The organism is Agrobacterium sp. V1 (assembly GCF_030518355.1).
In the GTDB taxonomy this organism is placed as follows: domain Bacteria; phylum Pseudomonadota; class Alphaproteobacteria; order Rhizobiales; family Rhizobiaceae; genus Agrobacterium; species Agrobacterium cucumeris.
Genome location: NZ_JAULSF010000002.1, coordinates 1836304 through 1860934, shown reverse-complemented (window position 1 = coordinate 1860934; position 24631 = coordinate 1836304). Strand labels below are relative to the sequence as shown.

Here is a 24631-nt window from a genome sequence, read left to right as displayed (position 1 = left end):
TGCCCCCTACGCATTACACGGGTGAAAACTGCGCTTCACGGGCATGGCCGGAAGCGGATTTTGCAAGTGAGGACAAGTGCTGGACCAGCTGACGGCAATCGTCGCGGTCGGTGAGCCATTGTTTGCTGTCTATTGCCGAGAGGGTGTCGAAGGCGTCCGCGTAAGTTTGCGGCGTCATCTGGCCGAACAGGGCGGCGAGGTCCTCCGGGCGGGCATTTTGCAGGATAAAGCCGATATCGCGCCTGTCGATGAAGCGGGCGGTTTCCGTGCCGGCAAGCGCAATCGGCAGGGTGCCATAAAGGCAGCCCTCATACAGCCGGTTGGGCAGCAGCCAGCTGGAATTCTGGCCTTCCTCGAAAAAGTCGATCGCCCAGGTGAACTGCACCTCGTTGTAGATGGCGGCAAGGTCTTCGGGGTTCTTGTAAGGCCCATGGAAATGCACATGCGGGACGGCAGCCACGAAGCCGTCGAAATCTGAAAATTCCGAATAGGCCGGCCGGCCGCGCAGGATGATTTCGACCCTGCCATCCATGCGCTTCGCGAATTCGGCAAGGATTTCGAGCGATTTGCGGCAGCGAAGCGCGCCGAACCAGCCGATTTTCCATGGCTCATCCGGGGCGGGCGGGCGCGGTTGCGGCGTGGCGGCAACGGTGGCGTCAAGCGCCAGCACCTTGTTTTCCTGTAGCAGCACGGGAAGATTAAGGCCGGAAACCGGCTTGAAATAATGCTCCACGAAAGCCGGGGAACTCGTCACCAGCAGTTTGGCGTCGCGGGCGAAATAACGCTGCGCGGCATTCAGCATTTGTCCGGGCTTGCCCTTGTTGAGAAGCAGGCGGTGAATGTCGAGACATTCATAAACCAGCGCCGGCTGCCGGTCATAGATCGACATGGCGCGTTTTGCCAGCGCCAGCATTTCCAGGTTTCTGGCGAGGATTACATCGGGCGTGGGGGTGTCGTGGAGGGTTTTGCCCAGCGAAAGGCTGGCTTTCGCCACCGCCGCCATGCGCTGCAGAAATTGCCCGTCGGCGGTTTCCCCAAGCACGACGGGCACGACGCCTTCAATCTCTGCCAGCCGGTTCTGTCCGCGCCGGAAGCCGGCCAGCGTGACGCGCGCCCCACCCGCAAGCAGGGTCAGCACCCGCCGGCGAATGGCGGGGTCCGACAGATCATGCGCGAGATAAAGAACATGGGTCATGCAAGGGTCCGGTTGGTTCATGCGTCAGAGACGCCGCGGATGACGGGTTGGTTCAAAAAAATCAGTTGAGGGCGCAGGCGATGGATTCCGGGAACTGGCATTTGTCGCCGAGCGCCGTGAAGGCAAACCGGTCAACGATCATCTGCGTCGCGCCGGAGTAGGAAAACTTGCCCATCCAGTCCTTCAGCGTGTCGGTGCCCCACAGGCTGAAGAAAATCTTCTGGGCGTTTTGCGGGATTTTCGTCTCGTCGGTCACTTCATGGACGAGCTTGCCGTTGACGTAATAACGCAGGCGCTGCGGCTCCCAGACGAAGGCATAATCGTTGAAGCCGGCATCGGCTCCGCCTTCCACCGGTACCAGCTTCTCATTGCCGCCCTTGGCGGAAATATACTGGTTCAGCTGTACCTGGCCCGTATTCCTGCCCAGCACCTCGAAGTCGATTTCGTCATGCGGCTTTTTATCGGTCGGGCCGATATAGGTGAAGAAGGCCGAGTTCAGGCCCGAGCCGGTGGCAGCCTTCATGCGTGCCTCATAGGTGCCATAGCGATAACGGCCTTTGGTCTGGATTTCACCGCAGGCGAAATTGCGCTCGCCGGCCTTGGCTTCCTCGAAACCAAGCGTGAGTTGGCCGTTTTCCACCGTCGCCAGCTTCTTCGACCAGGTGCAGTTCTGATGCGCGCCATTGTTCCAGCCATCGGAGACGTACCAGAAGCTTCTGTCCATCTGGTCGAAGTTCTCGATGAAGGACGTGCCGTTGCCTTCCTGTGCATGAAGCGGTGCTGCCAAAGCCGTGGCCGAGAGGGCTGCGGCGAGAAGAATGCGTGTCTGAACGCGGGTGACAAATGTTGTCATTGGTTCACCTCTGTCGTTGCGAATAAAGTGTTTCGGATGTGGGCGGGCCGATGATGGCGCCCCGTTTTGCCGCAAAATCGGCTTTCGGCTTGGGTTTGCCGTTGCGGCTTCCCGTCAATACGCCATAGACGGCCGGCAGGTATTTGCGGGTCTGTGCGTTGCTGACCACCAGAATGGCAAAGGCCGACAGCGTCGCGCTGATATAGAAGGCGGGATAGAAATCCGGTCCGCCCCTGTTCCACACCATCCACATGATGACGAGCAACGGGTAATGGGCGCAGAATATCCAGAAGCTCAGGCTGCCGGTTTCGGCAAGCCGCTGGCCAAGCCGGCTGCGGATCAGTATCGAGGAAGAGACCCAGAAGCCGAGCGCGCCGAAGACGGCCAAAAGATTGCGCGACATGTTGAGCCAGAAGGTGAATTCCGGGCCGGTGAAATAAAGGCCGGTGGCCAGCATGGCCGAAGCGGCAAAGGTCAGCGCCATGATCGGCACGGCGTAAGGATCGAGTGCCTTGACATCGACCCGATGCAGGGCAAGTGCAATGCCGAGCGAAAAACTGAAAAGGATGGATTTCTTCTGGACGATGAAGATCGTCAAATCAGGCATGGCGGTGATGATGAGCAGGATTGCCAGCGTCGGCAGCGCGAAACGGCGCATCAGAAAGGCAAGCACCGGCGACAGCAGAATGCAGACGAAGAGATCACGCAGGAAATATAGCGGCACGTTGACCGGCAGCTCTTCAAGCGCCGTTCCGTGACTGATGATTTCCCGCGGGCTGGCGTTCCACAGATCAGGGAAATAGCCGACGCCAAGGTCGAACAGCTGGATAAGCAGCACGGCGGCAAACAGCGCGCCATTCCACAGAAGGAAGGGCAGCAGCACGGTTTTCGACTTGGAGCGGATCGTCGCCGGATAATCGAAACCGCTCATGCCGCGGCGAAACAGCAGATAACCGGAAATGGCGCTGAGACAGGGCACGCCGATGCGGAACAGTGCATCGCCCAGAAAAACCCGCAGCCAGTCAAAGAAGCCATAAAGGCCAAGAAATGGGCTGGTTTCGGCATCGTGCGGCACATGGACGAACACGATTCCTGAAATCAACAATATGCGCATCAAATTGATACGGGAGGATAGGTTCTGATCGACAGTCACATCAGTCACCCCTATTGGGCGGCGTCTCCCCACGCCGCGTTGCAACCAGAGCGAACTTAAGCCCGCACTGGAAAGTCTGGTTTCGACTTTGGGATAAAATGTGGCGACGCGGGAAAAACACAAGATTAGATTTTGCGGGTGATTGTCTGGCCTTAGCGCTATTTCTGCGGCCGAGAAAAATCAAAGTACTGAAATAAATAGAGTTTTTTAAAAATCACGCATCATTAAAAATCGCTGAAGCGTGTGAATTTGTCATTTGTCGTGATGTTGCGCTGCAAAAAGAGAGGCGGCGCCACCTTGTCGAGTTCAATGAAATCACCGCGACAAGGTGGCTTAACGGCGGAAATGAGGCGCGTTTTTTCGCGAGATTTCTAACCTTGGGTTGCGGCGCCCCGCATGCGCCGCGATTTCACCATTCCGAGAATTTTCCCCAGCAGCGCGCGTTCCGTCAACAGGATCAGCACCGCATAGATGACGCCGCCGACGGCCGCGCCGACGAGAACCTGAAGGGTGGCGCTCGGGATGCGGTCTGCAAGCACATGAAGCAGATAACGCACCGAAACCGCCATGATCAACGCTGCGATCATTGGCCTGCTGCTGACATAGAGGCCGCGGAGAAACGGCGTGTTGCTTGCCTTGAACACCGCCCAGGAATAGGCGACCAGCGTCACCGCATTGACGATGCAGAGCCACACCATGGCATCGATCAGCGTGCCATAAATCGCGGCCAGCCAGACGGCTAGCGTGGTCACGATGGCGCGGAGCGTCGCAGACCAGAACAGTACACGGCCGTAACCCGCGCCCTTCAAATAGGGGATGAACGTGCTGCACGGCGTCAGAATGGCCTTTGACAGGGCGAGCAGACCGAGGACCGGCCAGGCATAGGCCCAGTTTTGCCCGAAGATGACCAGCATGGCTGGTTCGGCCACTGCCCAGAGGCCGAACATCATCGGCGCAAGCAGTACGGTCAGCACCTGCGTGCTGAACATCAGGGCGTCGCGACGGCGCTGCGGATCGTCCATCATTCGGCTGAAGGCGGGAAACAAAACCCCCATGACGGCGGATAGCACCACCTGATTGGGAATGCTGGCAAAGCGGTTGGAGGCGGAATAGGCGCCGGCATCGGCAAGGCCGAGATGCCGGGCGATCACCACCATCGGCGACTGGAAAGTGACGAAATTGGCGATTTCCGACCCCATAAGCCCGGAACTAAAACCGAGAAGCGGCACCAGACGGCGCGGTTTCATGACGAAACGCGGGCAATAGCGGGAAACGGCGTAAAGCCCGACCAGCCGGATAAGTGCTGCGGCAAAAAGCTGGATGATGAGCGCCCAGACCCCGAAGCCGAGAAGCGCCATCGCCACGGCGACGACCGCCGCGATGCTTTCCGACGCCATGCTCCACAGCGCGTCCTTGCTGAAGTTCATGCGCCGGGCAAGCAACGAATAGGCGACATCACCGGCCAGCTGCAGCGGAATGAGAAAGGCCATGATGCGCAGGAGATAAGCGCTCTCCACTGCGCCCAGCAGGCCGCCAAAAAATTCCGCGAAGATGTAAAGCACAGCGGCCATGGTGCAGGAAATCGCCAGATTGGCCCAGAAGACGGTATGGATCGTATCCATATCCTCTTCTTTTTCGACGATCAGCGCCGATGTCAGCCCCGCGCCGGCAATCATGGTCAGGAACTGTACAACCGTAAGTCCTACCGCAACGACGCCGAATTCTTCCGGGGAAAGCAGTCTTGCGAGAATGGGGACCGTGACAAACTTAAGCCCGAATGTCCCTGTTTTTGACAGGACGCTCCACCCCACATTGGTGGTGATGGTCTTTACATTTGGAGCTGGGGGCATACAAGCATCCTGTTTCTGGAGGCCGGCGGGGAGGATCGCCGGTTGGGAGTTGCCGATACCATCGGGGCCGCTTTTAGGATCGGGCCCGACACTTCTTGATCAACGCAAGGGGCGAAACAATGGCAAGATTTACTGTCGTCATTCCCTATTACCAAAAGCAGCACGGAATTCTTGGACGTGCACTCGCATCGGTTTTTGCGCAGACTTACCAGGATTTCGATCTTGTCATCGTCGATGACGAATCGCCATATCCGATCGAAAGCGAACTTGCGGAACTTTCGCAGGGTGAGAAAGACCGGATTCTTGTCATTAAGCAGGCCAATGGTGGGCCTGGCGGCGCGCGCAATACCGGTCTCGACAATGTGCCTGCTGGTAGCGACTACGTCGCTTTTCTCGATTCCGACGATATCTGGACACCCGACCATCTGCAGAATGCTGCCTTCGCGCTTGAGACCTATCGCGGCGAGTGCTACTGGGCATCGATGCAGGCAAGTGACGAATTTTATTATCATTTTGCCATTTCGGAACTGGAAAAGAACGAAGGTGCGGCAAGGCTTTCCGAGAAGCCGCTGGTGATCGAACTGCCGGATCTGGCAAGCGTCATGCTGCGCAACTGGAGTTTCCTGCACCTCTCCTGCATGGTGATCGGCCGTCCGCTGTTTGAAAAGATACGCTTCGATCCGGCGCTGAGACTGGCTGCGGAAGATGTGCTGTTTTTTTGCGATTGCATCCTTGCATCGAAGCGGACGCTTCTATGTGACGATGCCGGTGCGATGCGCGGCATGGGCGTCAATATCTTCCACAGCATCGACAATACCTCGCCGGAATTCCTCCGTCAGCAGTTCAATACCTGGGTGGCGCTCGACACTCTGGAGGGACGTTTTTCCCGTCGGCCGGCCGATGTGGCGTCAATCGCTTCCTATAAAAACACGGCCCGTAAACAGGCGCTGTGGAGCCAGGCGGGCAATCTGAAACGGCGTAAAATTCCCGAATTCGGGTTGCTCCTGAAGTGGGCAATGCGCGATCCCGCACTTCTTCGGGCCGCTTTTGAGCTCGGTGCAGGAAAAATCGTTCGCACAAGATGAGCGAATTCTCGCCTGCAAGAATTTATATGTTTTTCACCCAGGAGTGACCTCATGAAACCTTACCACTGGGAATCGCATCATGGCAATTTCGGTGACGATCTCAATCTGTGGCTGTGGGATTTTCTGCTTCCAGGCCTGCGCGATGTGCATGACGATGTGATGCTTGTCGGGGTCGGCACCGTTCTCAACGACACCCTGCTGCCGGCAAAGCAGCGCAAGCTGGTGATCGGCAGCGGTTATGGTTATGGCGCGGTGCCGGATACGGGCACCGGGTTCTGGGATATTCGCTGTGTGCGCGGCGAAAAAACCGCCGCCAAGCTCGGGCTTTCGCCGGAAATGGGCATCGTTGATCCCGCCGTCATGGTCACCGAGATGCCGGACTTCAAAGGCCTGCCGAAAATCCACAAGAAGACCTTCGTTCCCCATTGGGAATCGGCGGAATTTGGCATGTGGGAAACGGTGTGTGAACCGGCGGGGCTGACCTATCTCGACCCGCGCGGTGAGGCGAAGGCGGTCATCCGTGCCATTGCCCAGTCGGAATTTATCGTCGCCGAATCCATGCATGGTGCAATTCTTGCCGATGCCTTCCGCGTGCCATGGGTGGCGGTCAGCACATCCCCCTCGATCAACAGCTTCAAATGGAGCGATTGGGCAGGCACCGTCGGCGTGGAATATCAGCCGCGTTACGTACCGGTTTCCACCCGTGCCGAGGCGGCAAAAAAGGGCTCGCGCTTCTGGGGCATGAATTTTCCGCCGCCGCCAGCCCCCGTTATTGCCGAGACCAGCTCAGTTCCGGTGCATGAGGGTGATGTTCTGGTGCGGCCGCAGGAAACGCAATCGCTGTCGCTGCGCAAACTGGCAAAGCAGGTACTGGCCGCACCTTCCACCCTGGCGCTGTGGCAAGCAAGCCGGGCGGAGCCGCGTCTCAGCCCGGATGGCAGGCTGGAAGAACGCAAGGAGCGTTTTTCCGCCGTGCTGGAAACGATCAAGCGGGATTATCTCTAGGGGCGAAAGCACCGGATGGGGTAAAATTTGCCTGGAAGAGAGGTCACCGACCTCTCCGTCGTCATCCTCGGGCTTGTCCCGAGGATCCGCAGCCGACCGATTTTATGCGACGTGATTAGATCCTCGGGGCAGGCCCGAGGATGACGTCAGAGTATTGAGCGCGGTGTTGCCCAATCCAGTCCATTCTTCCCTCACGAAACCGGTGTGCCATCCAGAAGATATCGCACATCCCGCACCGGCTGCGACGGCTTGCGGAAACGCGCGGTCTTGTCGGTCAGGATACCGCGTGTGATGGCGGGCAGGGCAGGCAGACGCGCAAGAGCGTGGGTCAGCGCGCCACCCATGCCTTTCTGCTTTTTCGCATCGAGAAAATGGCGAAGCTCGAATTTGGCGCGGATATGTTTTTCATGTTCTCGAAGGATCGCGGCCTCATCGGCGGACAGCCTGCAGCCGGCAAGGATGGCCCTGTCCGCCTCGTATAAGCGGCGAAGGTCCTCGGTGCTGTGACGTCCGCTCAGCGAATTACCGCGCACGATCGCGCCGTAACCGCAATGGCGGATGACCTTGTAGCGAGCGCCGGCGGCAAGCGCGCGAACGTAAAGCTCGTAATCTTCGCCCAGCCGCAGGGCCTCGTCGTAGCGCAGCGCATGTTTGTCGAGAAAGTCGCGGCGTATCACCGGTTTCAGGAAACCCGTCTCTCCGCGCTCCACGCCGGGCCTGGAAATATTGCCTTCCACGAATTCCGCAAGCGACAGAAACCGGGCCTCAGGTTCAAAGCGCGCCGGCTGCATGGAGGATGCGCCCGGAACCGATTGCTGGATGAAGGCGATATTGTCGGCGACCAGATCCCAGTCGTCATCAGCCAGCATGGCGGTGAAACGGCCTCTGAAAAAGAAGTCGTCCGCATCGAGAATGCTGATAAGCGGCGCAGAGGAAATCGAGATCGCATGGTTGCGGGCAGCGGAAGGTCCGCGATTGACGTCGAAGCGCACCACCCGCAAGCGACCGGTACCGTCATCGGCCGCATGCGCGACATCGCTTGTCGTATCGGTAGAACCATCGTCGATTACCACCACTTCGCCGACCTCCGGCTCCACAAGCGCGGAGCGGATGGCGATATCGATCGTTTCGGAGGCATTTTTCGCAGCGATGATGACGCAAACGGGCTGTGAACCACTCACCATGGGATGTCCTTATGCTTTGACGACCGTCAGGATTTGGCCAGCAGAAAGTGTCAGGGATATGGATGCAAGCGATATTTTTGCGACGCAACAAAAGCCGATGTTTGAAAGCTCACATATCGCTCAGTTTCGCGCCATGCGGCGGGGCGCTTTTGGCTGTCTCGGCCGTCATGGTTTCAGCGCTGCGATCATGCGCGAATGTCTCACGCAACCGGCGCTTTTCGCGGGCGACCAGAACCAGAATTACAATAAAATAACCGACTTGCAGAAGGACGGCGCAGATGAGGGTCTGGATGAACGCCGTATAGAACGACCCGTGAATGAAATATGTAGCAACCGCAAAGGTAAGCAATGCACCGATCATGCTGAAAAAGACACGAGGTGCATACATGGTGCTCTCCTCCCGAGAACGATTTCTCCGTTTTTGGCTGCGCTGCGGCATTTTTTTTCTTTGCAAGAAATATACGATGAGACTGGTGTTGTTTCAACACACATATACTTCTTCTATCTGGCGCAGCATGAAATTTCGGTAATCTTGATTGGTAAATTCCTTGGTAATCGATGATTTCCCTCTGTCGGGTCTGTTTTGAAACCCGGTTTCTGGCTTCGGACAGGCATAGAATCGCTCTTTGACCGGCTATTGCGGGCTGTCGCCGCCGCCCTGCAGACTTCGTTAACCATCTCGCCTTTAAAAAGTCGGTATTGATTCCTCGAAGAGCAGGGTGCCCGCGTGACGACGAGTTCAGAAGTAATCGCCTTTCCGGCAAAGAACCGCATTGCCGACGTAAAACGGTGTGCAGCCATGCTTGACCGTCTGCATGGTGTGGAGGCGAATGATTTCTGGCGCAGGGAGTGCCGTGAGCTGGCCGCCTATCTGACGGGATTAGGCTATGAGGACGCCGCCATGCGGCGCGAGGTCATGGAATTTCAAAACGCGGTGCAGGCCGAATTGTGGTCGGGCGATGCTGCCCCCGAGGCGCGTCGCGACAGCCATTGAGGCTTTGATTTTCTCATGAAAAAGCCGGCGGGTGCTGTGCTCCGCCGGCTTTTTTGTTGGTGTCCGTCTGGCTTCAGGAGGCGCTGGCGCCGCGTGTGCGGGCAACACCATCGAGCGCCGGCTTGTATTTCGGATCGAGCCGCGCCGCGTGGGAATAGGACTTGGCGGCCTTGGCCATCTCGCCGCGGCGCTCATAGACCAACGCCTGGTTGGCCCAGGATTCGGCGACATTGCCATCAAGCGAAATGGCGTGATTGAAATCCGCGAAGGCGTTTTCATCGTCGTTCAAGGCGACATAGGAGAGGCCACGGCCGTTATACGGTTCCGGCGAGGTGGATGACAGGGAAATCGCCTTGGAGAAGTCCTCGATGGCCTGGGCGTGCTGGTTGCGCAGCTGGTAGATCAGGCCGCGATTGTGCCATGCGCGTCCGTCGGTGGTTTCAAGCTCGATGGCGCGGGAGAAGTCGTTGAAGGCTTCGTTGACCCGTCCCGACTGGCGGTAAAGATTGCCACGGCCGATCAGCGCCACATCGTAGCTCGCATTGATCTGCAGGGCGGCGTTATAGTCCTGCAGGGCCTGCTGCTGCTGACCGGAGTTGCGATAAACGAGCGCGCGGTTGGCATAAGCCTGGTAGAAGCGCGGGTTCAGCTGCAGTGCCTTGTTGAAGTCTTCGATGGCGCGGCGGGAATCACCGGCGCGGCCGTAAGCCGAGCCACGAACATTGTAGCCTTCCGGATCCTGCGGATTGGCGTTGATGACCGAGGTGAGCGAGGCGATGTTTTCCTGCGAACCCTGGGCGCGGTCGATCCTGAACACGTCTTCCGTCTGGTTGGATGTGGCGCAACCGGAAAGACCGGCAAGCACGGTGCAGACGACCAGAGAAGCGCGAAACCCCCTGTTGTTTTTCAATGGCACCCGGCGCGTGGAGGCATCGGAGTTTTTCACAACACAGGCATCGACAGCGATCATTCGGTGTGGGTTCCCTCGCAGGCCGGTCTCATAATCGTTGTCCCACGATTTGTCTCCGACCACAAACACAAAGAGCGGCGGCGAATTGATCGCCCCCGCCCAACAAGCATTCAAAAACGTCCAAAAGACGGCCTATTAACGGCTCGCGCGCGGGGCCGCAATCAGACCTTCGCGCTGTGCGCGCTTGCGTGCCAGCTTGCGAACGCGGCGAACGGCTTCAGCCTTTTCGCGGGCGCGCTTCTGGGAGGGCTTTTCGTAGTAATCGCGCATTTTCATTTCACGGAAAATGCCTTCGCGCTGCATCTTTTTCTTGAGGGCGCGAAGCGCCTGATCAACGTTATTGTCGCGGACTAGTACCTGCACGTTAAACCCGTTCCTTTAGTTTGGTTATCTTGCTGTGCGAATAAAGGCATTCGCACGCAAACACAAAATCGTTCGCTTGGCCTTTTAGCCGTGCGATTGGTGTCGTGCATTATCAGATCATTTACGCCAAGTCCAGCCGATAACCCGCAAACAACAGCTAAAATGCGACCCCTCCGCCATTCTCGCCGCCATGTCGAAACAAAAGCATTGCGGCGTCGCAAAATGGATATTGCCTCCCATCCCGATTTGCCATGTGTATGATACGGGCCGGAACTATGCTTCCGGTTTCTGGCCGGTTCTTGAGGAGCAGATTGCGAATGCGCAAATATTCCGTTTTTGCCGTGGCGCGTGAGGCGCTCAGGGGTCATAAAGGGTGGGATGCGCAATGGGCATCACCCGAGCCGCGCAAGGATTATGACGTCATCATCATCGGCGGCGGCGGCCACGGTCTGGGGGCGGCCTATTATCTTGCCAAGGAACACGGCATCACCAATGTCGCGGTGCTGGAAAAGGGCTGGCTTGGCGGCGGCAATACCGGCCGCAACACCACCATCATCCGCTCCAACTATCTCTATGAAGAGAGCATGGATATTTACGAGCATTCCCTCAAGCTGTGGGAAGGCCTGAGCCAGGATCTCAATTACAACGTCATGTATTCGGCGCGTGGCGTGATGATGCTGTCGCACAATATTCACGACCGGCAGTCCTTCAGCCGGCACATCAATGCCAACCGTCTTTATGGCATCGACAATGAATGGCTGACGCCCGAACAGGCCAAGGCCTATTGTCCGCCGCTCGATATTTCCGGAAATGCGCGTTATCCAATCAATGGCGCGGCACTTCAGCGTCGTGGCGGCACGGCGCGCCACGATGCGGTGGCCTGGGGTTATGCCCGCGCGGCCTCCGATCGCGGTGTACACATCATCCAGAATTGCGAGGTCACGGCCATCAGGCGCGGACCGGACGGGGCAGTGACGGGCGTCGAAACCAATCGCGGTTTCATCGGTGCCAAGAAGATCGGCGTTTCCGCCGCCGGCCACTCTTCGGTTCTCATGAAGATGGCGGATGTGCGGGTGCCCCTGCATTCCAACCCGCTGCAGGCGCTGGTGTCGGAGCCGCTGAAGCCGATCTTCCCTTGCGTCGTGATGTCCAACACGGTGCACGCCTATATTTCGCAGTCCGACAAGGGGGAACTGGTCATCGGGGCGGGGACCGACCAGTATAATTCCTATTCTCAGACCGGCGGCCTGCAGATCATCACCCATACGCTCGATGCCATCTGTGAGCTGTTCCCAATCTTCCGTCGCGTCAAGATGATGCGGCAATGGGGCGGCATTACCGACAACACACCGGATCGTTCGGCCATCCAGAGCGTGACGCCGGTGCCGAACCTCTTCGTTAATTGCGGCTGGGGTACGGGTGGTTTCAAGGCGACACCGGGCTCCGCCAATCTCTTTGCCCATCTCATTGCCCGCGGCGAACCGCACCGCCTTGCCGCCGGGCTGACACTCGACCGGTTCCGCACCGGCCGGCTCATCGATGAGGCCGCCGCTGCCGCGGTGGCGCATTGATGCTGGCGGCGGCTGTGCTCGCGATCAATATGTCTGGCGCGGCCGTGGCCGTGCCCGTTGGCAGCATCATTCCCGAGGCCAAGGATTTTCGCAGCCAGAAAATTGCGAAGATGCAGGGTGAGAAGGACTGGCCTTTCGTGGCGGAAAAAGGCCTGCTGCTGTGTGCTCCAAGGCTCGCGGACAAGATGGTCTATTTCGTTGGCGAGAATGAGGATGGCGAGCAGGACTATCCCTTCGCGATCGACACCGACATGATGGCGGTTGCCATCGTCAATATGGGCCGGGCCTCGGCGCTACGTCCCTTCGATAATTTCGCGCAGCTTCTGACGCGGCTTTCCCCCTTCGTTGCGATGGGAAAGCGGCTCTGTGACCAACCCGCCGGAAGCGTCCTTCCGGAAAATTCTCTGTAGGTGGAACGACGATGCTTCTGATCCATTGCCCCTATTGCGGGGAAGACCGTTCCGAACTGGAATTCCGCTGGGCGGGCGAAGCCCATATCGCCCGGCCTGAAAATATCGCCGATATCTCGGACGAGGCTTTCGCCGAATATTTCTTCATTCGCGACAATGACAAGGGTCTCGTTTTTGAACGCTGGCGCCACATTCACGGTTGCGGCCGGTTCTTTAACGCCGCCCGCGATTCTGTCAGCGACAAATTTCTGATGACCTACAAGGCTGGTGAGCCAAAACCGGATGCCGAGACGGTTCTTTCCGCAGAAAAGGGAGCGGCTCGATGAGCGGCGATTATCGTATCAAGGGTGCAGGTCGCCTGACGCCCGCCAGAACCGCGCGCTTTACCTTTGATGGCAAGATTTACTCTGCGCTGGAAGGTGACACGGTTGCCTCAGCGCTTCTCGCAAACGGCGTGCATCTGATCGGCCGCTCGTTCAAATATCACCGGCCGCGCGGCTTTCTGTCCGCAGGGCCGGAAGAGCCGAATGCGCTGATCGACGTCTCACGCGACAGCATGCGCAAGCAGCCCAATGTGCGCGCAACGGTGCAGGATGTGTTCGATGGCGTGATCATCGCCTCGCAGAACCGCTTTCCGTCGCTGTCCTTTGATATCAGCGCGATCAACGACTTCCTTTCGCCGATGTTTGCGGCTGGCTTCTACTACAAGACTTTCATGTGGCCGAAGGCCGCCTGGCACAAGATTTACGAGCCGATCATCCGCCGTGCCGCCGGTCTCGGTAAGGCGCCGAGCGAACCGGATGCGGATCATTACTCCGGCCGTTATGCCCATTGTGACCTGTTGGTGGCCGGTGGTGGCGTTGCCGGTCTGACAGCGGCGCTTGCTGCGGCGAAAACCGGCATCAGCGTCATTCTGGTGGATGAGAATGCAGAAATCGGCGGCGCGCTGCGCTTCGACACGGGGGCGGTTATCGATGGCCTGCCCGGCTATGAATGGGCGCAGAAGGTTCTCGCCGAACTGAAATCCCTGCATAACGTCCGTGTTCTGACCCGCACGACGGCCTTCGGTTATTACAACCACAATTTCGTGGCGCTGGCCGAACGCGTGACCGATCATCTCGCCACGCCCGCCAGACACCAGCCGCGCGAGCGGCTGTGGCAGGTGCGCGCCAAAAAAGTCGTTCTGGCGGCAGGCGCGATCGAGCGCCACATGGTCTTCGCCAATAATGACCGTCCGGGCATCATGCTGGCATCGGCCGCACGCACCTATCTCAACCATTACGGGGTGGCTGTCGGCCACAATGTCGGTGTCTACACCGCCCATGATTCGGCCTATGAAACGGCTTTCGACCTCAAAAAGGCCGGCGTGAAGATCGCCGCCATTGTCGATTGCCGCGAGAACCCGGACCGGCTGCTGCTGGACGAGGCGCGGGCTCTCGGCATCGAGGTGCTGGCAGGCCACAGCGTTTATAATACGGCCGGGCGTTTGCGCGTGTCGTCCATGACAGTTGGCCGCAATGGCGGCTCGAACAAGCGCAAGATCGCCATCGATGCGCTTGTGGTTTCCGCCGGCTGGACGCCATCCGTACATCTATTTTCGCAATCGCGCGGCAAGCTGAAGTTTGACGCGGCTAACCAGCGCTTCCTGCCTGACATCCATGTGCAGGACTGCGTTTCCGTAGGCGCCTGCAACGGCACGGATGATCTCTCTGCGCTGATTGCCGAGGCGGCGGCCGCAGGCGGTTCTGCTGTGGAGTTTTCCGGCGAGAATGCTCGTGGCTGGACCGGCGGCATGATCGGCGCTGCCGAGGGCGCGGGTGAAGGAACCGGCGTCAAGGCCTTCATCGATTTCCAGCATGATGTCTGCGCCAAGGATATTCGCCTTGCCGTGCGCGAGGGCATGCATTCCGTCGAGCATATCAAACGCTTCACCACCAATGGCATGGCGTCGGATCAGGGCAAGATGTCCAACATGCACGGGCTCGCCATCGCATCCGAAGCGCTGGGTCGGGATTTGCCGAAGGTCGGCCTCACCACTTTCCGCCAGCCCTATACGCCGGTCACCTTCGGCACACTCATCAATCATTCGCGCGGCGCGCTGTTTGACCCGGCCCGCAAGACGCCGATGCACGATGAAGAGGCGGCAGCAGGTGCGGTGTTCGAGGATGTCGGAAACTGGAAACGCGCCTGGTTTTTCCCGCGCGCGGGTGAGGACATGCATGAAGCGCTGAACCGGGAGTGCAAGACGGTGCGAGACAGCGTTGGCGTCTTCGATGCCTCGACTCTCGGCAAGATTGAGGTGGTCGGCCCTGACGCGGCGAAGTTCCTCAACCTCATCTGCACAAACGCCTGGGATACGCTGAAACCCGGTCGCTGCCGTTATGGCATCATGACCCGTGAAGACGGCTTCGTTTATGATGATGGCGTCGTCGGGCGGCTTGCCGAGGACCGTTTCCATGTGACGACGACGACCGGCGGCGCGCCGCGTGTGCTGCAGCACATGGAGGATTATCTCCAGACCGAGTTCCCCGATCTCAACGTCTGGCTAACCTCGGCCACCGAACAATGGGCTGTCATTGCCGTGCAGGGGCCAAAGGCACGCGAGGTGATCGCGCCTTTCGTCGAGGGCATCGATCTGTCGCCGGAAGCCTTCCCGCATATGGCGGTGGCCGAGGGCAAGTTCTGCGGCGTGCCGACGCGGCTTTTCCGGGTTTCCTTCACCGGCGAGCTTGGTTTCGAAATCAACGTTCCGGCCGATTACGGCGCAGCCGTCTGGTCTGCCATCCGGGAAAGGGCCGAAGCCGTTGGCGGTTGCCTTTATGGCACCGAGACCATGCATATCCTGCGTGCTGAAAAGGGCTATATCATCGTCGGGCAGGATACCGACGGCACGGTGACGCCTGATGATGCCGGGCTCAACTGGGCGGTTTCCAAGAAGAAGACGGATTTCGTCGGTATTCGCGGTCTCAAGCGCCCCGATCTCACACGCTCCGGCCGTAAGCAGCTGGTGGGTCTGAAGACGAAGGACAGGCTGACCGTCCCGGAAGAAGGCGGCCAGATCGTTGTTGATCCGAATCAGCCGAAACCCATGACCATGCTCGGCCATGTCACCTCCGCCTACTGGTCGGAAAATCTCGGCCATTCCATTGCCTTTGCGCTGGTGGCGGATGGCAGGGCGCGCATGGGCGAAACGCTTTATATCCCGCTCGCCGATAAAACCATTGCCGTCGAAGTGACCGACATGGTCTTCCTCGACAAGGAAGGAGCCCGTCTCAATGGCTGATATGCTTCACGCAAAACGCAAATCCGTGCTTGAGGATTTCCATGGCGGCTCGCCCTTCGTCTCGTTAAAACCTGCTGCTTCCGCATCACGGCTGTCGCTGCGCGCACGGGAAAGCGCCGTGCCGGCCCTTTCGGAAGCGCTTGGTCTTTCTTTGCCCACGAGCCCGAAAAGCGCCGTTACGTCAGGTCTGCGTTCCGCTCTCTGGCTCGGCCCGGATGAATGGCTGGTGATCGATCAGGGTGAGAGCGATCTGATGGCCATGCTCTCCGGCGTCTCCGGCCTGTTTTCGGCAACCGATGTTTCTCACCGCAATACAGCCGTCATCATCTCCGGTCCCGGCGCGGAAGCCGCACTTAATGCCGGTTGCCCGCAGAATCTTTCGCCTGCAAAATTCCCGGTCGGGGCCTGCTCACGCACGGTTTTCGGCAAGGCGGAAGTGGTGCTGTTGCGCACGGCGGATGATACGTTCCGGGTGGAATGCTGGCGCTCCTTCGCCGATTATGTCGGCGGGCTGCTGCAGGAGGCGGCTGAGGACGTGGCGGTTTAAATCCGCTGGTCTTTCCAGCCACGCCATTCCACCCAACGCCCGTGAAAATCGGCGCGGCCGATTTCCTGTTTCTCGCCGGTTGGCCAGATTTGCAGGGTAATCGCGGCGCTGCCCGGCGTCTGGTCCGCCTCCATCTGCAGGCGGGCAAGCGGAGCCTCGGGCGTGGCGCGGGCGCCTGCCTCGGCAATCAAGGCTTCGCCGGCCTGCTTCAAGGCATCCGGCAGATATTGCCAGGCGACGGAATGGTAGACGACATGGGTGGCACCCGAATGCGGTGTGGCAAGGCGGCGTTTCAGCCAGTCGATCGCATCGGCCTTTTCGACGTGCAAGCCGTTCTCCACCGCAATCTGTAGAGCCGCTGCCGTTCGCTCCAGCCTGTCGGTCTGATCGGCCCAGACATAGGACATCAACCGCAGGCGATCTTCGGCGGACGACGGATCGAGTGGGTTGAGATCGCAGCCGGCGCGCTCGATGACCTCAATCCGACGACCGGGCGGCGGAGCGTTTCCGCGCCATTCCGGCGAGAGAAAGACATCCGACGTCTCACCCCATGCAAGGTCGCCCAGTCGATACTGGTAACGGTCAAATTGCAGGTTCAGCCCGGCGCTGGCGCCAACTTCTGAAAGCGCCAACGGCTTGCCGGCAAGTGCTGCAATCGTCAGAAAACCCGGCAGCAGCACTGCGGAACGGCGCACTTCGTTGGTCTGCGGTGGTGATGTCAACCTATCGAGGATAAAGGCCGCGTGAAAGCGTAACGCATCCTCGCAGGCCTGCCACAACGTATCCTCGTTTTCAGGTGCGATATCGACAAGCGGCGCGATCTTGTCCTCAATGGCAAGTGCATGCAGGGCGCCCGCCAGCCGCAGCGGCACGGAATCACCGGAGGGGCCAACATCACCGGGCCAGGAAAGGATTTTCCGGCCCACTTCCGTCTGGCGATCCAGCCGCGCTGAGACCGCGCGGCAGAGCCGTGCAGTAAAGGGCGAGCCAAGGCTGTCGCAAGCCCTTGCCTGAACGAGAAACGCATTTCTTACGGCTTCATCATGCATGCGGTCTCTCCCTTGGTTCGTGGGTCAGATATCCTCCGGCCTGTCCTCCGGATTGAACTGGGTGATCGTCGTCCAGCGGGCGGTGAGCGCCGGCTTTCTTTCGTTTTCAATCTCCACCGTCACGTCATAGGTCGTCATCAGCATGGCGGCGCCGCGAAAGCGGGCTTCCGCCAGGAGGAACCGGCCGCGCACCCGCGCACCAGATTTAACCGGCGCGACGAAACGGACGGCGTCGAAGCCGTAATTGAGGCCCATCGTCTGCTCGCGAATAGGGGGCACGGCGTCATAATATAGTGCCGAAAGCAGAGACAGCGTCAGGAACCCATGCGCGATGGTGCCACCAAACGGGCTTTCCGCTTTGGCGCGCTCCGGGTCCGTGTGGATGAACTGTTCGTCCAAAGTTGCCTTTGCGAAAGCGTCGATCATCGTCTGATCGACAACGATCCAGTCGGAAACGCCCATTTCCGTGCCAACGAGACTTTTAATCTCAGCCAGCCCTATGTCCTTTGCCATCTTGTCTCTTTCCGGTTGCGTCGCACGCCATATAAGGGTGCGACGGCCAGGCGATCAACCGCGCAGATAAAACACCACCGAACGGGCAGGCAGGAAAGCCGGATTGCCGAAATCCGTGCCGATAGCTTTCCAACCATTGCCGGGCAAGGTGAAGGGCACGATCTCGCGGTTGCGGTTGATGAGCACGGCGAGTTCGACATCGTTTCCACTCTCATGATCGGAGGTGGAAAGCACCATGGCGAAGGCCGGTCCGTCCGGCCTTTCCCAGTCCGACACCGTCATGGGTTCGCCGCCGGGAGCAAGCCATGCCACATCGTCCTTGCCGGAGAAAAATGCGGTTTGCGAAAAGACGCCGAAGCGTTTGCGCAATGCGGAAAGAAACGCGGTGTGATCAATCAGTTCCGGGGAAAGCGACGACCAGTCGACCCAGTTGATCTCATTATCCTGACAATAGGCATTGTTGTTGCCCTGCTGGCTGCGGCCGCCCTCATCACCGGCGGTCAGCATCAACGCGCCGCGGCTGACGAAAAGCGTGGACAGCAGCGCCTTCACATCTGCAAGGCGCGCAGCGACAATGGCGGGATCATCGCTTGGGCCTTCGACGCCATTGTTCCAGGAATGGTTTTCATTGTGGCCGTCGCGATTGTTCTCGCCGTTTTTTTCATTGTGCTTGTGTTCGTGGCTGACGAGATCGAACAGCGTGAAGCCGTCATGGGCGGCAAGGAAATTGACGCTGCGGCTTTTTGAGCGGCCATGGCGTGAAAAGATCGGCGACGAACCGGACAATGCATCGGCGAGCGCCCCTGTGGTTCCGGCATCACCGCGCCAGAACCGGCGCATATCGTCACGGGCACGGTCGTTCCATTCCAGAAAGCTCTCGGGAAAATTGCCGAGCTGGTAACCGCCGGGACCGATATCCCATGGTTCGGCGATCAGCACACGGTCGTGAAGCACTGCGTCCGAATGCATGGCCGCAAGCGTTTCGCTGGCCATCTCGAAGCCATTGGCGGTTCGGCCGAGCACGGGTGCCAGATCGAAACGGAAGCCGTCCACACCGGCATTCACGACAAAATGCCTGAGCGCATCGATGATGAGCTGGCGCACATAGGGGTGGTCACAGGCAACCGTATTGCCGGTTCCTGTGTCGTTGACCAGCACGCCCGGTTCTCCGGGCGGGTGTCGGAAGGCGGTAAGATTGTCGAGACCCCGCAATGACAAAACCGAGCCTTCAATATCGCTTTCACCCGTATGGTTGAAGACGAGATCGAGAATGGTGCCGATACCTTCCGTATGCAGCGCGGCCACCGTGTCGCGTAATTCCCGCACGCCGCCGGGGCAGAGGCGCGGATCGAGCGCCATGAAGCCGACCGGGTTGTAGCCCCAGGCATTGGAAAGGCCGAGCGGCGGCAGGTGCCGCTCGTCGATCCAGGCAGTGATCGGCATCAGCTCCACGGCATCGACGCCTATCTTCTTTAAATGGGCGATTATGGCGGGATGAGCCAGCGCCGCGACGGTGCCCCTGATGTTTTCCGGCACCTCGGAATGCAATTTGCTGAAAGATTTGACCGCGAGTTCGTAAATCAGCCCGCCTTCGGCAAAAAGCGGTGGTTGGCGTTTGAGCGGTTCGTATTGCGAAAGGATCGCCTTGGGCATGATGCCGCCCGTGTCTTCGCCAAAAGCGTATAGCGCCGGATCATGGCGGAAGGGGCGATCGATCTCCATGGCATAGGGGTCGAGCAGCAGTTTTGATGGGTCGAACCACAGGCCGTGTTCTGGCGCGTAAATTCCGTGGGCGCGGTAGCCATATCGCGTGCCAGAACCGGCATCTGCCACCGTCAAACGGTGAATATCATCCTCTCCGCGCTTCATGGCCAGGCGGGCGGTCTCTTTTTCACCGGCTGCATCGAAAAGGCAAAGATCGATCTGGGAAGCGTGCCGGGAATAGACCGTGAACTCCGTTCCGTTTTCCGTCTGGGTTGCGCCTTTGGGGAAAACGGGTGGGTTCTGCATGGTTTCTCTCCGATAGAATATCGTCTCTTTTCAAACGCGTCGGCAGGGTTAGAGGGCTGGAGCCTCTCCTACGTCATCCTCGGGCTTGACCCGAGGGACCCACAACCCGGCTGCACCATGGATCCTCGGGCCAAGCCCGAGGATGATGCCGAATGTGGCGAAGGGTGCTTCACCCTATAGTCTGCCTTGCCAGATACCATCCTATTGCGCGGCGCCCTCTCTCCCGGAAGAGACAAGCGCCGCGGCAACTTCAGGTAATAACGCTCGGTTCGTTGCGGCCGGTATGGGCCTTGATACCGGCGATCGTATCGGCAACGGCAATCAGGTCGGCGAGTGCCTCCTGAGTTTCGATGCCGTGACGGCCCGCATCCGCCTCGTAACGTTCCACGTAAAGCCTGAGCGTCGCGCCTGCCGTGCCGGTACCGGAAAGGCGCAGCACGATGCGCGAACCGCCCTCGAACAGGATGCGGATACCCTGATTTTTGCTCACCGACTGATCGACCGGATCGTGATAGGCGAAATCATCCGCAGCCGCGACCTTCAGATTGCCATAGCTGGTGCCGGGGAGCGTGGAGAGCTTTTCGCGCAAGGTAGTGACCAGCGTGTTGGCGGCGTCCGAATCCACTTCTTCATAGTCATGGCGGGAATAATAGTTGCGGCCATATTCGGCCCAGTGCTTCGTGACGATGTCTTTTACGCTTTCCTTACGGGCAGCGACGATGTTCAGCCAGAAAAGCACGGCCCAGAGGCCGTCCTTTTCACGCACATGGTTGGAACCGGTGCCAAAGCTTTCCTCGCCGCAGATCGTCACCTTGCCGGCGTCCATGAGGTTGCCGAAGAATTTCCAGCCGGTCGGCGTTTCATACATGCCAAGCCCGAGCTTTTCGGCAACGCGGTCCGCTGCCGCACTTGTCGGCATCGAGCGGGCAATGCCGGAAATGCCTGCGGCATAACCGGGTGCCAGTCTGGCATTGGCGGCGATGATGGCGAGACTGTCTGATGGCGTGACGAACATGCCCTTGCCGACCACCATGTTGCGGTCGCCGTCGCCATCGGAAGCCGCGCCGAAATCCGGACCCTGCGGGCTCATGACATCGTCATAAAGCTCCTTGGCATGGACAAGGTTCGGGTCGGGGTGATGGCCTCCGAAATCCGGCAGCGGCGTTGCGTTGTGGACGGAGCCCTTCGGCGCGCCGAGGCGCTTTTCGATGATTTCCACGGCATAAGGGCCGGTAACGGCGCTCATGGAATCGACTACGACCTTGAAACCACCGGCAATCAGCGCACGGATCGCATCGAAATCGAAGAGTTCTTCCATCAGGGTGGCGTAATCGGTGACGGGATCGATTACCTCGACCGTCAGCTCATCGACTTTGAAGCTGCCCACCTTGTCGAGATCGATATCGGCGGCATCGGAAATCTTGTAGCTGTCGATGACCCTGGAGCGGGCATAGATCGCGTCGGTGATCTTTTCCGGTGCCGGGCCGCCATTGCCAATATTGTATTTGATGCCGAAATCTTCGTTCGGGCCGCCGGGATTGTGGCTGGCGGAAAGCACAATGCCACCGAAGGCCTTGTATTTGCGGATGATGTTGGAGGCGGCGGGCGTGGAAAGAATGCCGCCCTGACCAACCAGAACCTTGCCGAAACCGGCAGCGGCGGCCATCTTGATCGCCTTCTGGATGACTTCGCGGTTGTAATAACGGCCGTCGCCGCCAATCACCAGCGTCTGGCCCTGAAAACCTTCAAGCGCGTCGAAGATCGACTGGATGAAGTTCTCGGCGTAATTTTCCTGGGCGAAAACCGGCACCTTCTTGCGCAGGCCTGAAGTGCCCGGCTTCTGGTCCTGATAGGGCTTGGTCTGAACGGTCTTGATCATTGTTTCAATGGCCTTTCGAAATAAGCTGGCTGTAAAGCGCGGCGTAAAGACCGGCGCTTTTTTCCCAGGAAACATCGGATTTCATGCCGAGTTTCTGCATTTGTGTCCAAAGTTTCGGGTCGTGATAATAACGCACGGTCCGGCGGATCGCCTGTTTGAGACCGTCAAGCGTGACGGGCGAGAATTGCACGCCGGTCGCCGATTTATTGGCGATGGCGGCGTGGTTGGCATCGATCACCGTGTCGGCAAGGCCGCCGGTGCGGGCGACAACCGGAATGCAGCCGTAACGCAACGCGTAAAGCTGGGTAAGCCCGCAAGGCTCGAAACGCGAGGGAATGATGATCGCATCGCAGCCCGCCTGCATCAGATGCGACAGCGGCTCGTTATAACCAACGGCAACACCGACGCGGCCATGGTGACGGGATGCGGCCGCCAGAAGCGCGCCTTCGAGCGCCACTTCGCCAGCGCCAAGCACCACAAGACGACCGCCGAGGGCAACGATCTCGTCCACGGCTTCCGCCATGAGGTCGATGCCCTTCTGCCAGGTGAGGCGGGAAATGATGCAGAAAAGCGGGCTGTCGTCGTCATCGATGCGGAAATGCTCAGCGACCGCCTTCTTGTTCAGCGCGCGGTTCTTGAGATTGGCGGCCGAATAATTGTCGTGGATCAGATGGTCTGTCGCCGGGTTCCAGACATCGGCATCAATGCCGTTGACGATGCCGTGCAGCACATGGGCGCGGCTGCCGATGACGCCGTGCAGGCCCATGCCGAATTGCGGGGTGAGGATCTCCTCGGCATAGGACGGGCTGACGGTGCTAAGTGCGGTTGCCGTCTGCAGGCCGCCCTTCAGGAAGCTCACATCGTTATAATATTCGATGCCTTCCATGCCGAAGGAATGTGGGGGCAGTGCCAGTTTGCTGAAGATATTGGCGCCGAACTGACCCTGAAAGGCGATGTTGTGGATGGTGAGAAGGCTTGGAATCTCCGGCGTTTGCGCATAACGCATATAGACCGGTGTCATCGCAGCCTGCCAGTCATGGGCATGCACCATATCCGGCCGCCAGTCGGGAAGCGCGCCGGCGGCAATGCGGGCTGCCGCGAGCGACAGTGCCGCGAAGCGCTTCCAATTGTCTGGATAATCCTTGCCGGTCTGGTCGAGATAAGGTCCGCCGGACCGCTCGTAATAAGCGGGTGCATCGAGGATGAGGAGATCCAACCCCTCATGCCGTACCTCGAGCACCTCGGCTTTTTCACCGAGCAGATCGGTAAATTCGAAACATTTGACGGGGTCCGTCACGGCGGCTTTCACCGCCGGATAGCCGGGTATCAATGTCCGCGTTCTGACGCCGTGGGCTTCGAGCGCTATGGGGAGCGCGCCGACAACGTCGGCGAGCCCTCCGGTCTTGATCAGGGGATAGATTTCGGATGAAACCGAAAGGACATTCATGGGCTCTACAGGTCCAGCTTGTCGATCATCGATTGGGTGATAAGGCAGATGCCATTTTCCGTGCGGCGGAAACGTTTGGCATCCAGTTCTGGGTCTTCTCCTACTATCAGTCCTTCCGGAATGACCACGCCATGGTCGATGACGACATTGCTGAGCTGGGCATGACGCCCGATCTTCACACTCGGCAGTACTACGGCATTCTCAAGGCGGGAGTATGAATTGGCGCGCACGCCGGTAAACAACAGGCTGCGCGTGAGGGCCGCACCGGAAATGATGCAGTCGCCCGAGACGACCGACGACACGGCCGAACCGCGACGATCCTCATCGTCATGCACGAATTTGGCCGGTGGGGTGATTTCCGCATAGGTCCAGATCGGCCAGGATTTGTCGTAGATGTCGAGGTCCGGCACCACGTCCGTCAGGTCGATATTGGCCTGCCAATAGGCATCGATGGTGCCAACATCGCGCCAGTACGGCCCGTGTTCGAAATCCGAGCGCACGCAGGAATCCGCGAAGCGGTGGGCGACGGCTTTGCCGTGCTTGACGATATAGGGAATGATATCCTTGCCGAAATCGCGGCTGGAGGTCGGGTCGGCGGCGTCGCGGCGCAGCGCTTCCATCAGGAATTTCGTGTGGAAGACATAAATGCCCATGGAGGCGAGCGCAAAACCTTCATTGCCAGGAATGCCGGGCGGATCGGCCGGTTTTTCAATGAAGTCGATGATCTCGTCTTTTTCGTTCACATGCATCACACCGAAGCCGGTCGCTTCCATGCGCGGCACTTCAAGGCAGCCGATCGTCACGTCGGCACCGGAATCGACATGCTGCTGCAGCATGTATTCGTAATCCATCTTGTAGATGTGATCGCCGGCGAGAATGACCATGTATTCCGGCGCATAGGGCTCGATAATGTCGATGTTCTGGTAGACGGCGTCTGCGGTGCCTTCATACCACTGCGTTTCGGACACGCGCTGCGAGGCCGGCAGAATATCGAAGCTTTCATTACGTTCGGGGCGGAAAAAGTCCCAGCCGCGCTGGAGGTGGCGGATGAGCGAATGCGCCTTGTATTGCGTGGCGACGCCGATGCGGCGAATGCCGGAATTGAGCGCGTTGGAGAGCGCGAAATCGATGATGCGCGCCTTGCCGCCGAAATAGACGGCGGGTTTTGCCCGGCGGTCCGTCAGCTCCTTCAGGCGGCTTCCTCTGCCGCCTGCGAGGACATAGGCCATTGCATCACGTGCCAGTGGCTGAACTCTTTTTTCCGACATGG

The 24631-nt window shown here is 59.1% G+C and carries 22 protein-coding genes; 8 read left to right on the top strand and 14 right to left on the bottom strand.

Going from position 1 to position 24631, the window contains the following annotated elements; all coding sequences use genetic code 11:
- Window positions 1–13: 13 nt before the first annotated feature.
- From QSV77_RS22340 to QSV77_RS22325, 4 genes are all read right to left on the bottom strand, one after another.
- A complete protein-coding gene (locus QSV77_RS22340) occupies window positions 14–1195 on the bottom strand; it encodes a glycosyl transferase family 1 (RefSeq protein ID WP_302735089.1) in 1182 nt (393 codons plus the stop codon).
- A gap of 61 nt (window positions 1196–1256) precedes the next feature.
- Window positions 1257–2048 carry a family 16 glycosylhydrolase gene (locus QSV77_RS22335; RefSeq protein ID WP_302735088.1) on the bottom strand — a complete coding sequence of 264 codons (792 nt, stop codon included), beginning with the start codon at window positions 2046–2048 and terminating at the stop codon, window positions 1257–1259.
- A gap of 4 nt (window positions 2049–2052) precedes the next feature.
- Window positions 2053–3201 carry an acyltransferase gene (locus tag QSV77_RS22330; RefSeq protein ID WP_368045862.1) on the bottom strand — a complete coding sequence of 383 codons (1149 nt, stop codon included), beginning with the start codon at window positions 3199–3201 and terminating at the stop codon, window positions 2053–2055.
- A 371-nt stretch (window positions 3202–3572) separates the two neighbouring features.
- Window positions 3573–5051: a lipopolysaccharide biosynthesis protein gene (locus tag QSV77_RS22325; RefSeq protein WP_302735087.1), complete on the bottom strand. Its 1479-nt coding sequence runs from the start codon at window positions 5049–5051 to the stop codon at window positions 3573–3575.
- A 119-nt stretch (window positions 5052–5170) separates the two neighbouring features.
- Between QSV77_RS22325 and QSV77_RS22320 the strand changes: the two genes are divergently transcribed.
- On the top strand, window positions 5171–6136 hold the full coding sequence (locus QSV77_RS22320; RefSeq protein ID WP_302735086.1) for a glycosyltransferase family A protein: 966 nt from the start codon (window positions 5171–5173) through the stop codon (window positions 6134–6136).
- Between the two features lie 51 nt (window positions 6137–6187).
- Complete coding sequence (locus tag QSV77_RS22315; RefSeq protein ID WP_302735085.1) at window positions 6188–7141, top strand: polysaccharide pyruvyl transferase family protein; 954 nt, start codon at window positions 6188–6190, stop codon at window positions 7139–7141.
- 191 nt (window positions 7142–7332) lie between these two features.
- On the opposite strand, the gene QSV77_RS22310 is transcribed toward QSV77_RS22315, so the two are convergent.
- Together QSV77_RS22310 and QSV77_RS22305 are read right to left on the bottom strand one after the other, a co-directional pair.
- Window positions 7333–8325, bottom strand: coding sequence for a glycosyltransferase family 2 protein (locus tag QSV77_RS22310; RefSeq protein WP_269701602.1), 993 nt, complete (start codon window positions 8323–8325; stop codon window positions 7333–7335).
- A gap of 109 nt (window positions 8326–8434) precedes the next feature.
- Window positions 8435–8713 carry an exopolysaccharide production repressor protein gene (locus QSV77_RS22305; RefSeq protein ID WP_142842614.1) on the bottom strand — a complete coding sequence of 93 codons (279 nt, stop codon included), beginning with the start codon at window positions 8711–8713 and terminating at the stop codon, window positions 8435–8437.
- A 339-nt stretch (window positions 8714–9052) separates the two neighbouring features.
- Here QSV77_RS22305 and QSV77_RS22300 point away from each other — a divergent pair, with 339 nt between their 5' ends.
- Window positions 9053–9319 carry a DUF6074 family protein gene (locus QSV77_RS22300; protein WP_271362773.1) on the top strand — a complete coding sequence of 89 codons (267 nt, stop codon included), beginning with the start codon at window positions 9053–9055 and terminating at the stop codon, window positions 9317–9319.
- Between the two features lie 73 nt (window positions 9320–9392).
- On the opposite strand, the gene QSV77_RS22295 is transcribed toward QSV77_RS22300, so the two are convergent.
- Both QSV77_RS22295 and rpsU read right to left on the bottom strand, forming a co-directional pair.
- Window positions 9393–10289, bottom strand: coding sequence for a tetratricopeptide repeat protein (locus QSV77_RS22295; protein WP_142842476.1), 897 nt, complete (start codon window positions 10287–10289; stop codon window positions 9393–9395).
- Between the two features lie 135 nt (window positions 10290–10424).
- A complete protein-coding gene (rpsU, locus tag QSV77_RS22290; RefSeq protein WP_006313768.1) occupies window positions 10425–10652 on the bottom strand; it encodes a 30S ribosomal protein S21 in 228 nt (75 codons plus the stop codon).
- A 317-nt stretch (window positions 10653–10969) separates the two neighbouring features.
- On the opposite strand from rpsU, the gene QSV77_RS22285 reads away from it, so the two are divergent.
- From QSV77_RS22285 to QSV77_RS22265, 5 genes are read left to right on the top strand one after another with little or no spacing between them, the layout of a single operon-like run.
- A complete protein-coding gene (locus tag QSV77_RS22285) occupies window positions 10970–12223 on the top strand; it encodes a sarcosine oxidase subunit beta family protein (RefSeq protein ID WP_046801680.1) in 1254 nt (417 codons plus the stop codon).
- Window positions 12223–12633: a hypothetical protein gene (locus QSV77_RS22280; RefSeq protein ID WP_302735084.1), complete on the top strand. Its 411-nt coding sequence runs from the start codon at window positions 12223–12225 to the stop codon at window positions 12631–12633. The genes QSV77_RS22285 and QSV77_RS22280 overlap by 1 nt, the downstream gene beginning before the upstream one ends.
- An 11-nt stretch (window positions 12634–12644) precedes the next feature.
- Complete coding sequence (locus QSV77_RS22275) at window positions 12645–12959, top strand: sarcosine oxidase subunit delta (RefSeq protein ID WP_137087356.1); 315 nt, start codon at window positions 12645–12647, stop codon at window positions 12957–12959.
- Window positions 12956–15916, top strand: a complete 2961-nt coding sequence (locus tag QSV77_RS22270) for a sarcosine oxidase subunit alpha (RefSeq protein ID WP_302735083.1) — start codon at window positions 12956–12958, stop codon at window positions 15914–15916. The genes QSV77_RS22275 and QSV77_RS22270 overlap by 4 nt, the downstream gene beginning before the upstream one ends.
- Window positions 15909–16463, top strand: a complete 555-nt coding sequence (locus QSV77_RS22265) for a sarcosine oxidase subunit gamma (protein ID WP_302735082.1) — start codon at window positions 15909–15911, stop codon at window positions 16461–16463. Before QSV77_RS22270 ends, QSV77_RS22265 begins: the two co-directional genes overlap by 8 nt.
- Here QSV77_RS22265 and QSV77_RS22260 read toward each other — a convergent pair.
- The 6 genes from QSV77_RS22260 to glgC form a co-directional block, all read right to left on the bottom strand.
- Window positions 16460–17512: a DUF2332 domain-containing protein gene (locus QSV77_RS22260; RefSeq protein WP_302735081.1), complete on the bottom strand. Its 1053-nt coding sequence runs from the start codon at window positions 17510–17512 to the stop codon at window positions 16460–16462. The two genes, QSV77_RS22265 and QSV77_RS22260, sit on opposite strands and share 4 nt — an antisense overlap.
- 24 nt (window positions 17513–17536) lie before the next feature.
- Window positions 17537–18025: a MaoC family dehydratase gene (locus tag QSV77_RS22255; RefSeq protein WP_269701636.1), complete on the bottom strand. Its 489-nt coding sequence runs from the start codon at window positions 18023–18025 to the stop codon at window positions 17537–17539.
- A 54-nt stretch (window positions 18026–18079) separates the two neighbouring features.
- Window positions 18080–20035, bottom strand: coding sequence for a glycogen debranching protein GlgX (gene glgX / locus QSV77_RS22250; RefSeq protein WP_302735080.1), 1956 nt, complete (start codon window positions 20033–20035; stop codon window positions 18080–18082).
- A 250-nt stretch (window positions 20036–20285) separates the two neighbouring features.
- On the bottom strand, window positions 20286–21914 hold the full coding sequence (locus tag QSV77_RS22245) for an alpha-D-glucose phosphate-specific phosphoglucomutase (protein WP_302735079.1): 1629 nt from the start codon (window positions 21912–21914) through the stop codon (window positions 20286–20288).
- 4 nt (window positions 21915–21918) lie between these two features.
- The gene (gene glgA, locus QSV77_RS22240; protein ID WP_142842469.1) at window positions 21919–23361 is read right to left on the bottom strand and encodes a glycogen synthase GlgA; all 1443 of its coding nucleotides are present in this window, start codon (window positions 23359–23361) and stop codon (window positions 21919–21921) included.
- 5 nt (window positions 23362–23366) lie between these two features.
- On the bottom strand, window positions 23367–24629 hold the full coding sequence (glgC, locus tag QSV77_RS22235; RefSeq protein ID WP_046801691.1) for a glucose-1-phosphate adenylyltransferase: 1263 nt from the start codon (window positions 24627–24629) through the stop codon (window positions 23367–23369).
- Window positions 24630–24631 lie beyond the last annotated feature (2 nt).

Excerpts from the sequence above, each read along its gene's own strand:
- QSV77_RS22320 (WP_302735086.1), top strand. The coding sequence starts at position 5,171 with ATGGCAAGATTTACTGTCGTCATTCCCTATTACCAAAAGCAGCACGGA.
- QSV77_RS22270 (WP_302735083.1), top strand. The coding sequence starts at position 12,956 with ATGAGCGGCGATTATCGTATCAAGGGTGCAGGTCGCCTGACGCCCGCC.
- QSV77_RS22260 (WP_302735081.1), bottom strand. The coding sequence starts at position 17,512 with ATGCATGATGAAGCCGTAAGAAATGCGTTTCTCGTTCAGGCAAGGGCT.
- QSV77_RS22245 (WP_302735079.1), bottom strand. The coding sequence starts at position 21,914 with ATGATCAAGACCGTTCAGACCAAGCCCTATCAGGACCAGAAGCCGGGC.
- glgX (WP_302735080.1), bottom strand. The coding sequence starts at position 20,035 with ATGCAGAACCCACCCGTTTTCCCCAAAGGCGCAACCCAGACGGAAAAC.
- QSV77_RS22305 (WP_142842614.1), bottom strand. The coding sequence starts at position 8,713 with ATGTATGCACCTCGTGTCTTTTTCAGCATGATCGGTGCATTGCTTACC.
- QSV77_RS22325 (WP_302735087.1), bottom strand. The coding sequence starts at position 5,051 with ATGCCCCCAGCTCCAAATGTAAAGACCATCACCACCAATGTGGGGTGG.
- QSV77_RS22340 (WP_302735089.1), bottom strand. The coding sequence starts at position 1,195 with ATGACCCATGTTCTTTATCTCGCGCATGATCTGTCGGACCCCGCCATT.
- QSV77_RS22275 (WP_137087356.1), top strand. The coding sequence starts at position 12,645 with ATGCTTCTGATCCATTGCCCCTATTGCGGGGAAGACCGTTCCGAACTG.
- QSV77_RS22265 (WP_302735082.1), top strand. The coding sequence starts at position 15,909 with ATGGCTGATATGCTTCACGCAAAACGCAAATCCGTGCTTGAGGATTTC.
- QSV77_RS22295 (WP_142842476.1), bottom strand. The coding sequence starts at position 10,289 with ATGATCGCTGTCGATGCCTGTGTTGTGAAAAACTCCGATGCCTCCACG.
- glgC (WP_046801691.1), bottom strand. The coding sequence starts at position 24,629 with ATGTCGGAAAAAAGAGTTCAGCCACTGGCACGTGATGCAATGGCCTAT.
- QSV77_RS22315 (WP_302735085.1), top strand. The coding sequence starts at position 6,188 with ATGAAACCTTACCACTGGGAATCGCATCATGGCAATTTCGGTGACGAT.
- QSV77_RS22285 (WP_046801680.1), top strand. The coding sequence starts at position 10,970 with ATGCGCAAATATTCCGTTTTTGCCGTGGCGCGTGAGGCGCTCAGGGGT.
- glgA (WP_142842469.1), bottom strand. The coding sequence starts at position 23,361 with ATGAATGTCCTTTCGGTTTCATCCGAAATCTATCCCCTGATCAAGACC.
- QSV77_RS22255 (WP_269701636.1), bottom strand. The coding sequence starts at position 18,025 with ATGGCAAAGGACATAGGGCTGGCTGAGATTAAAAGTCTCGTTGGCACG.
- QSV77_RS22280 (WP_302735084.1), top strand. The coding sequence starts at position 12,223 with ATGCTGGCGGCGGCTGTGCTCGCGATCAATATGTCTGGCGCGGCCGTG.
- QSV77_RS22310 (WP_269701602.1), bottom strand. The coding sequence starts at position 8,325 with ATGGTGAGTGGTTCACAGCCCGTTTGCGTCATCATCGCTGCGAAAAAT.
- QSV77_RS22335 (WP_302735088.1), bottom strand. The coding sequence starts at position 2,048 with ATGACAACATTTGTCACCCGCGTTCAGACACGCATTCTTCTCGCCGCA.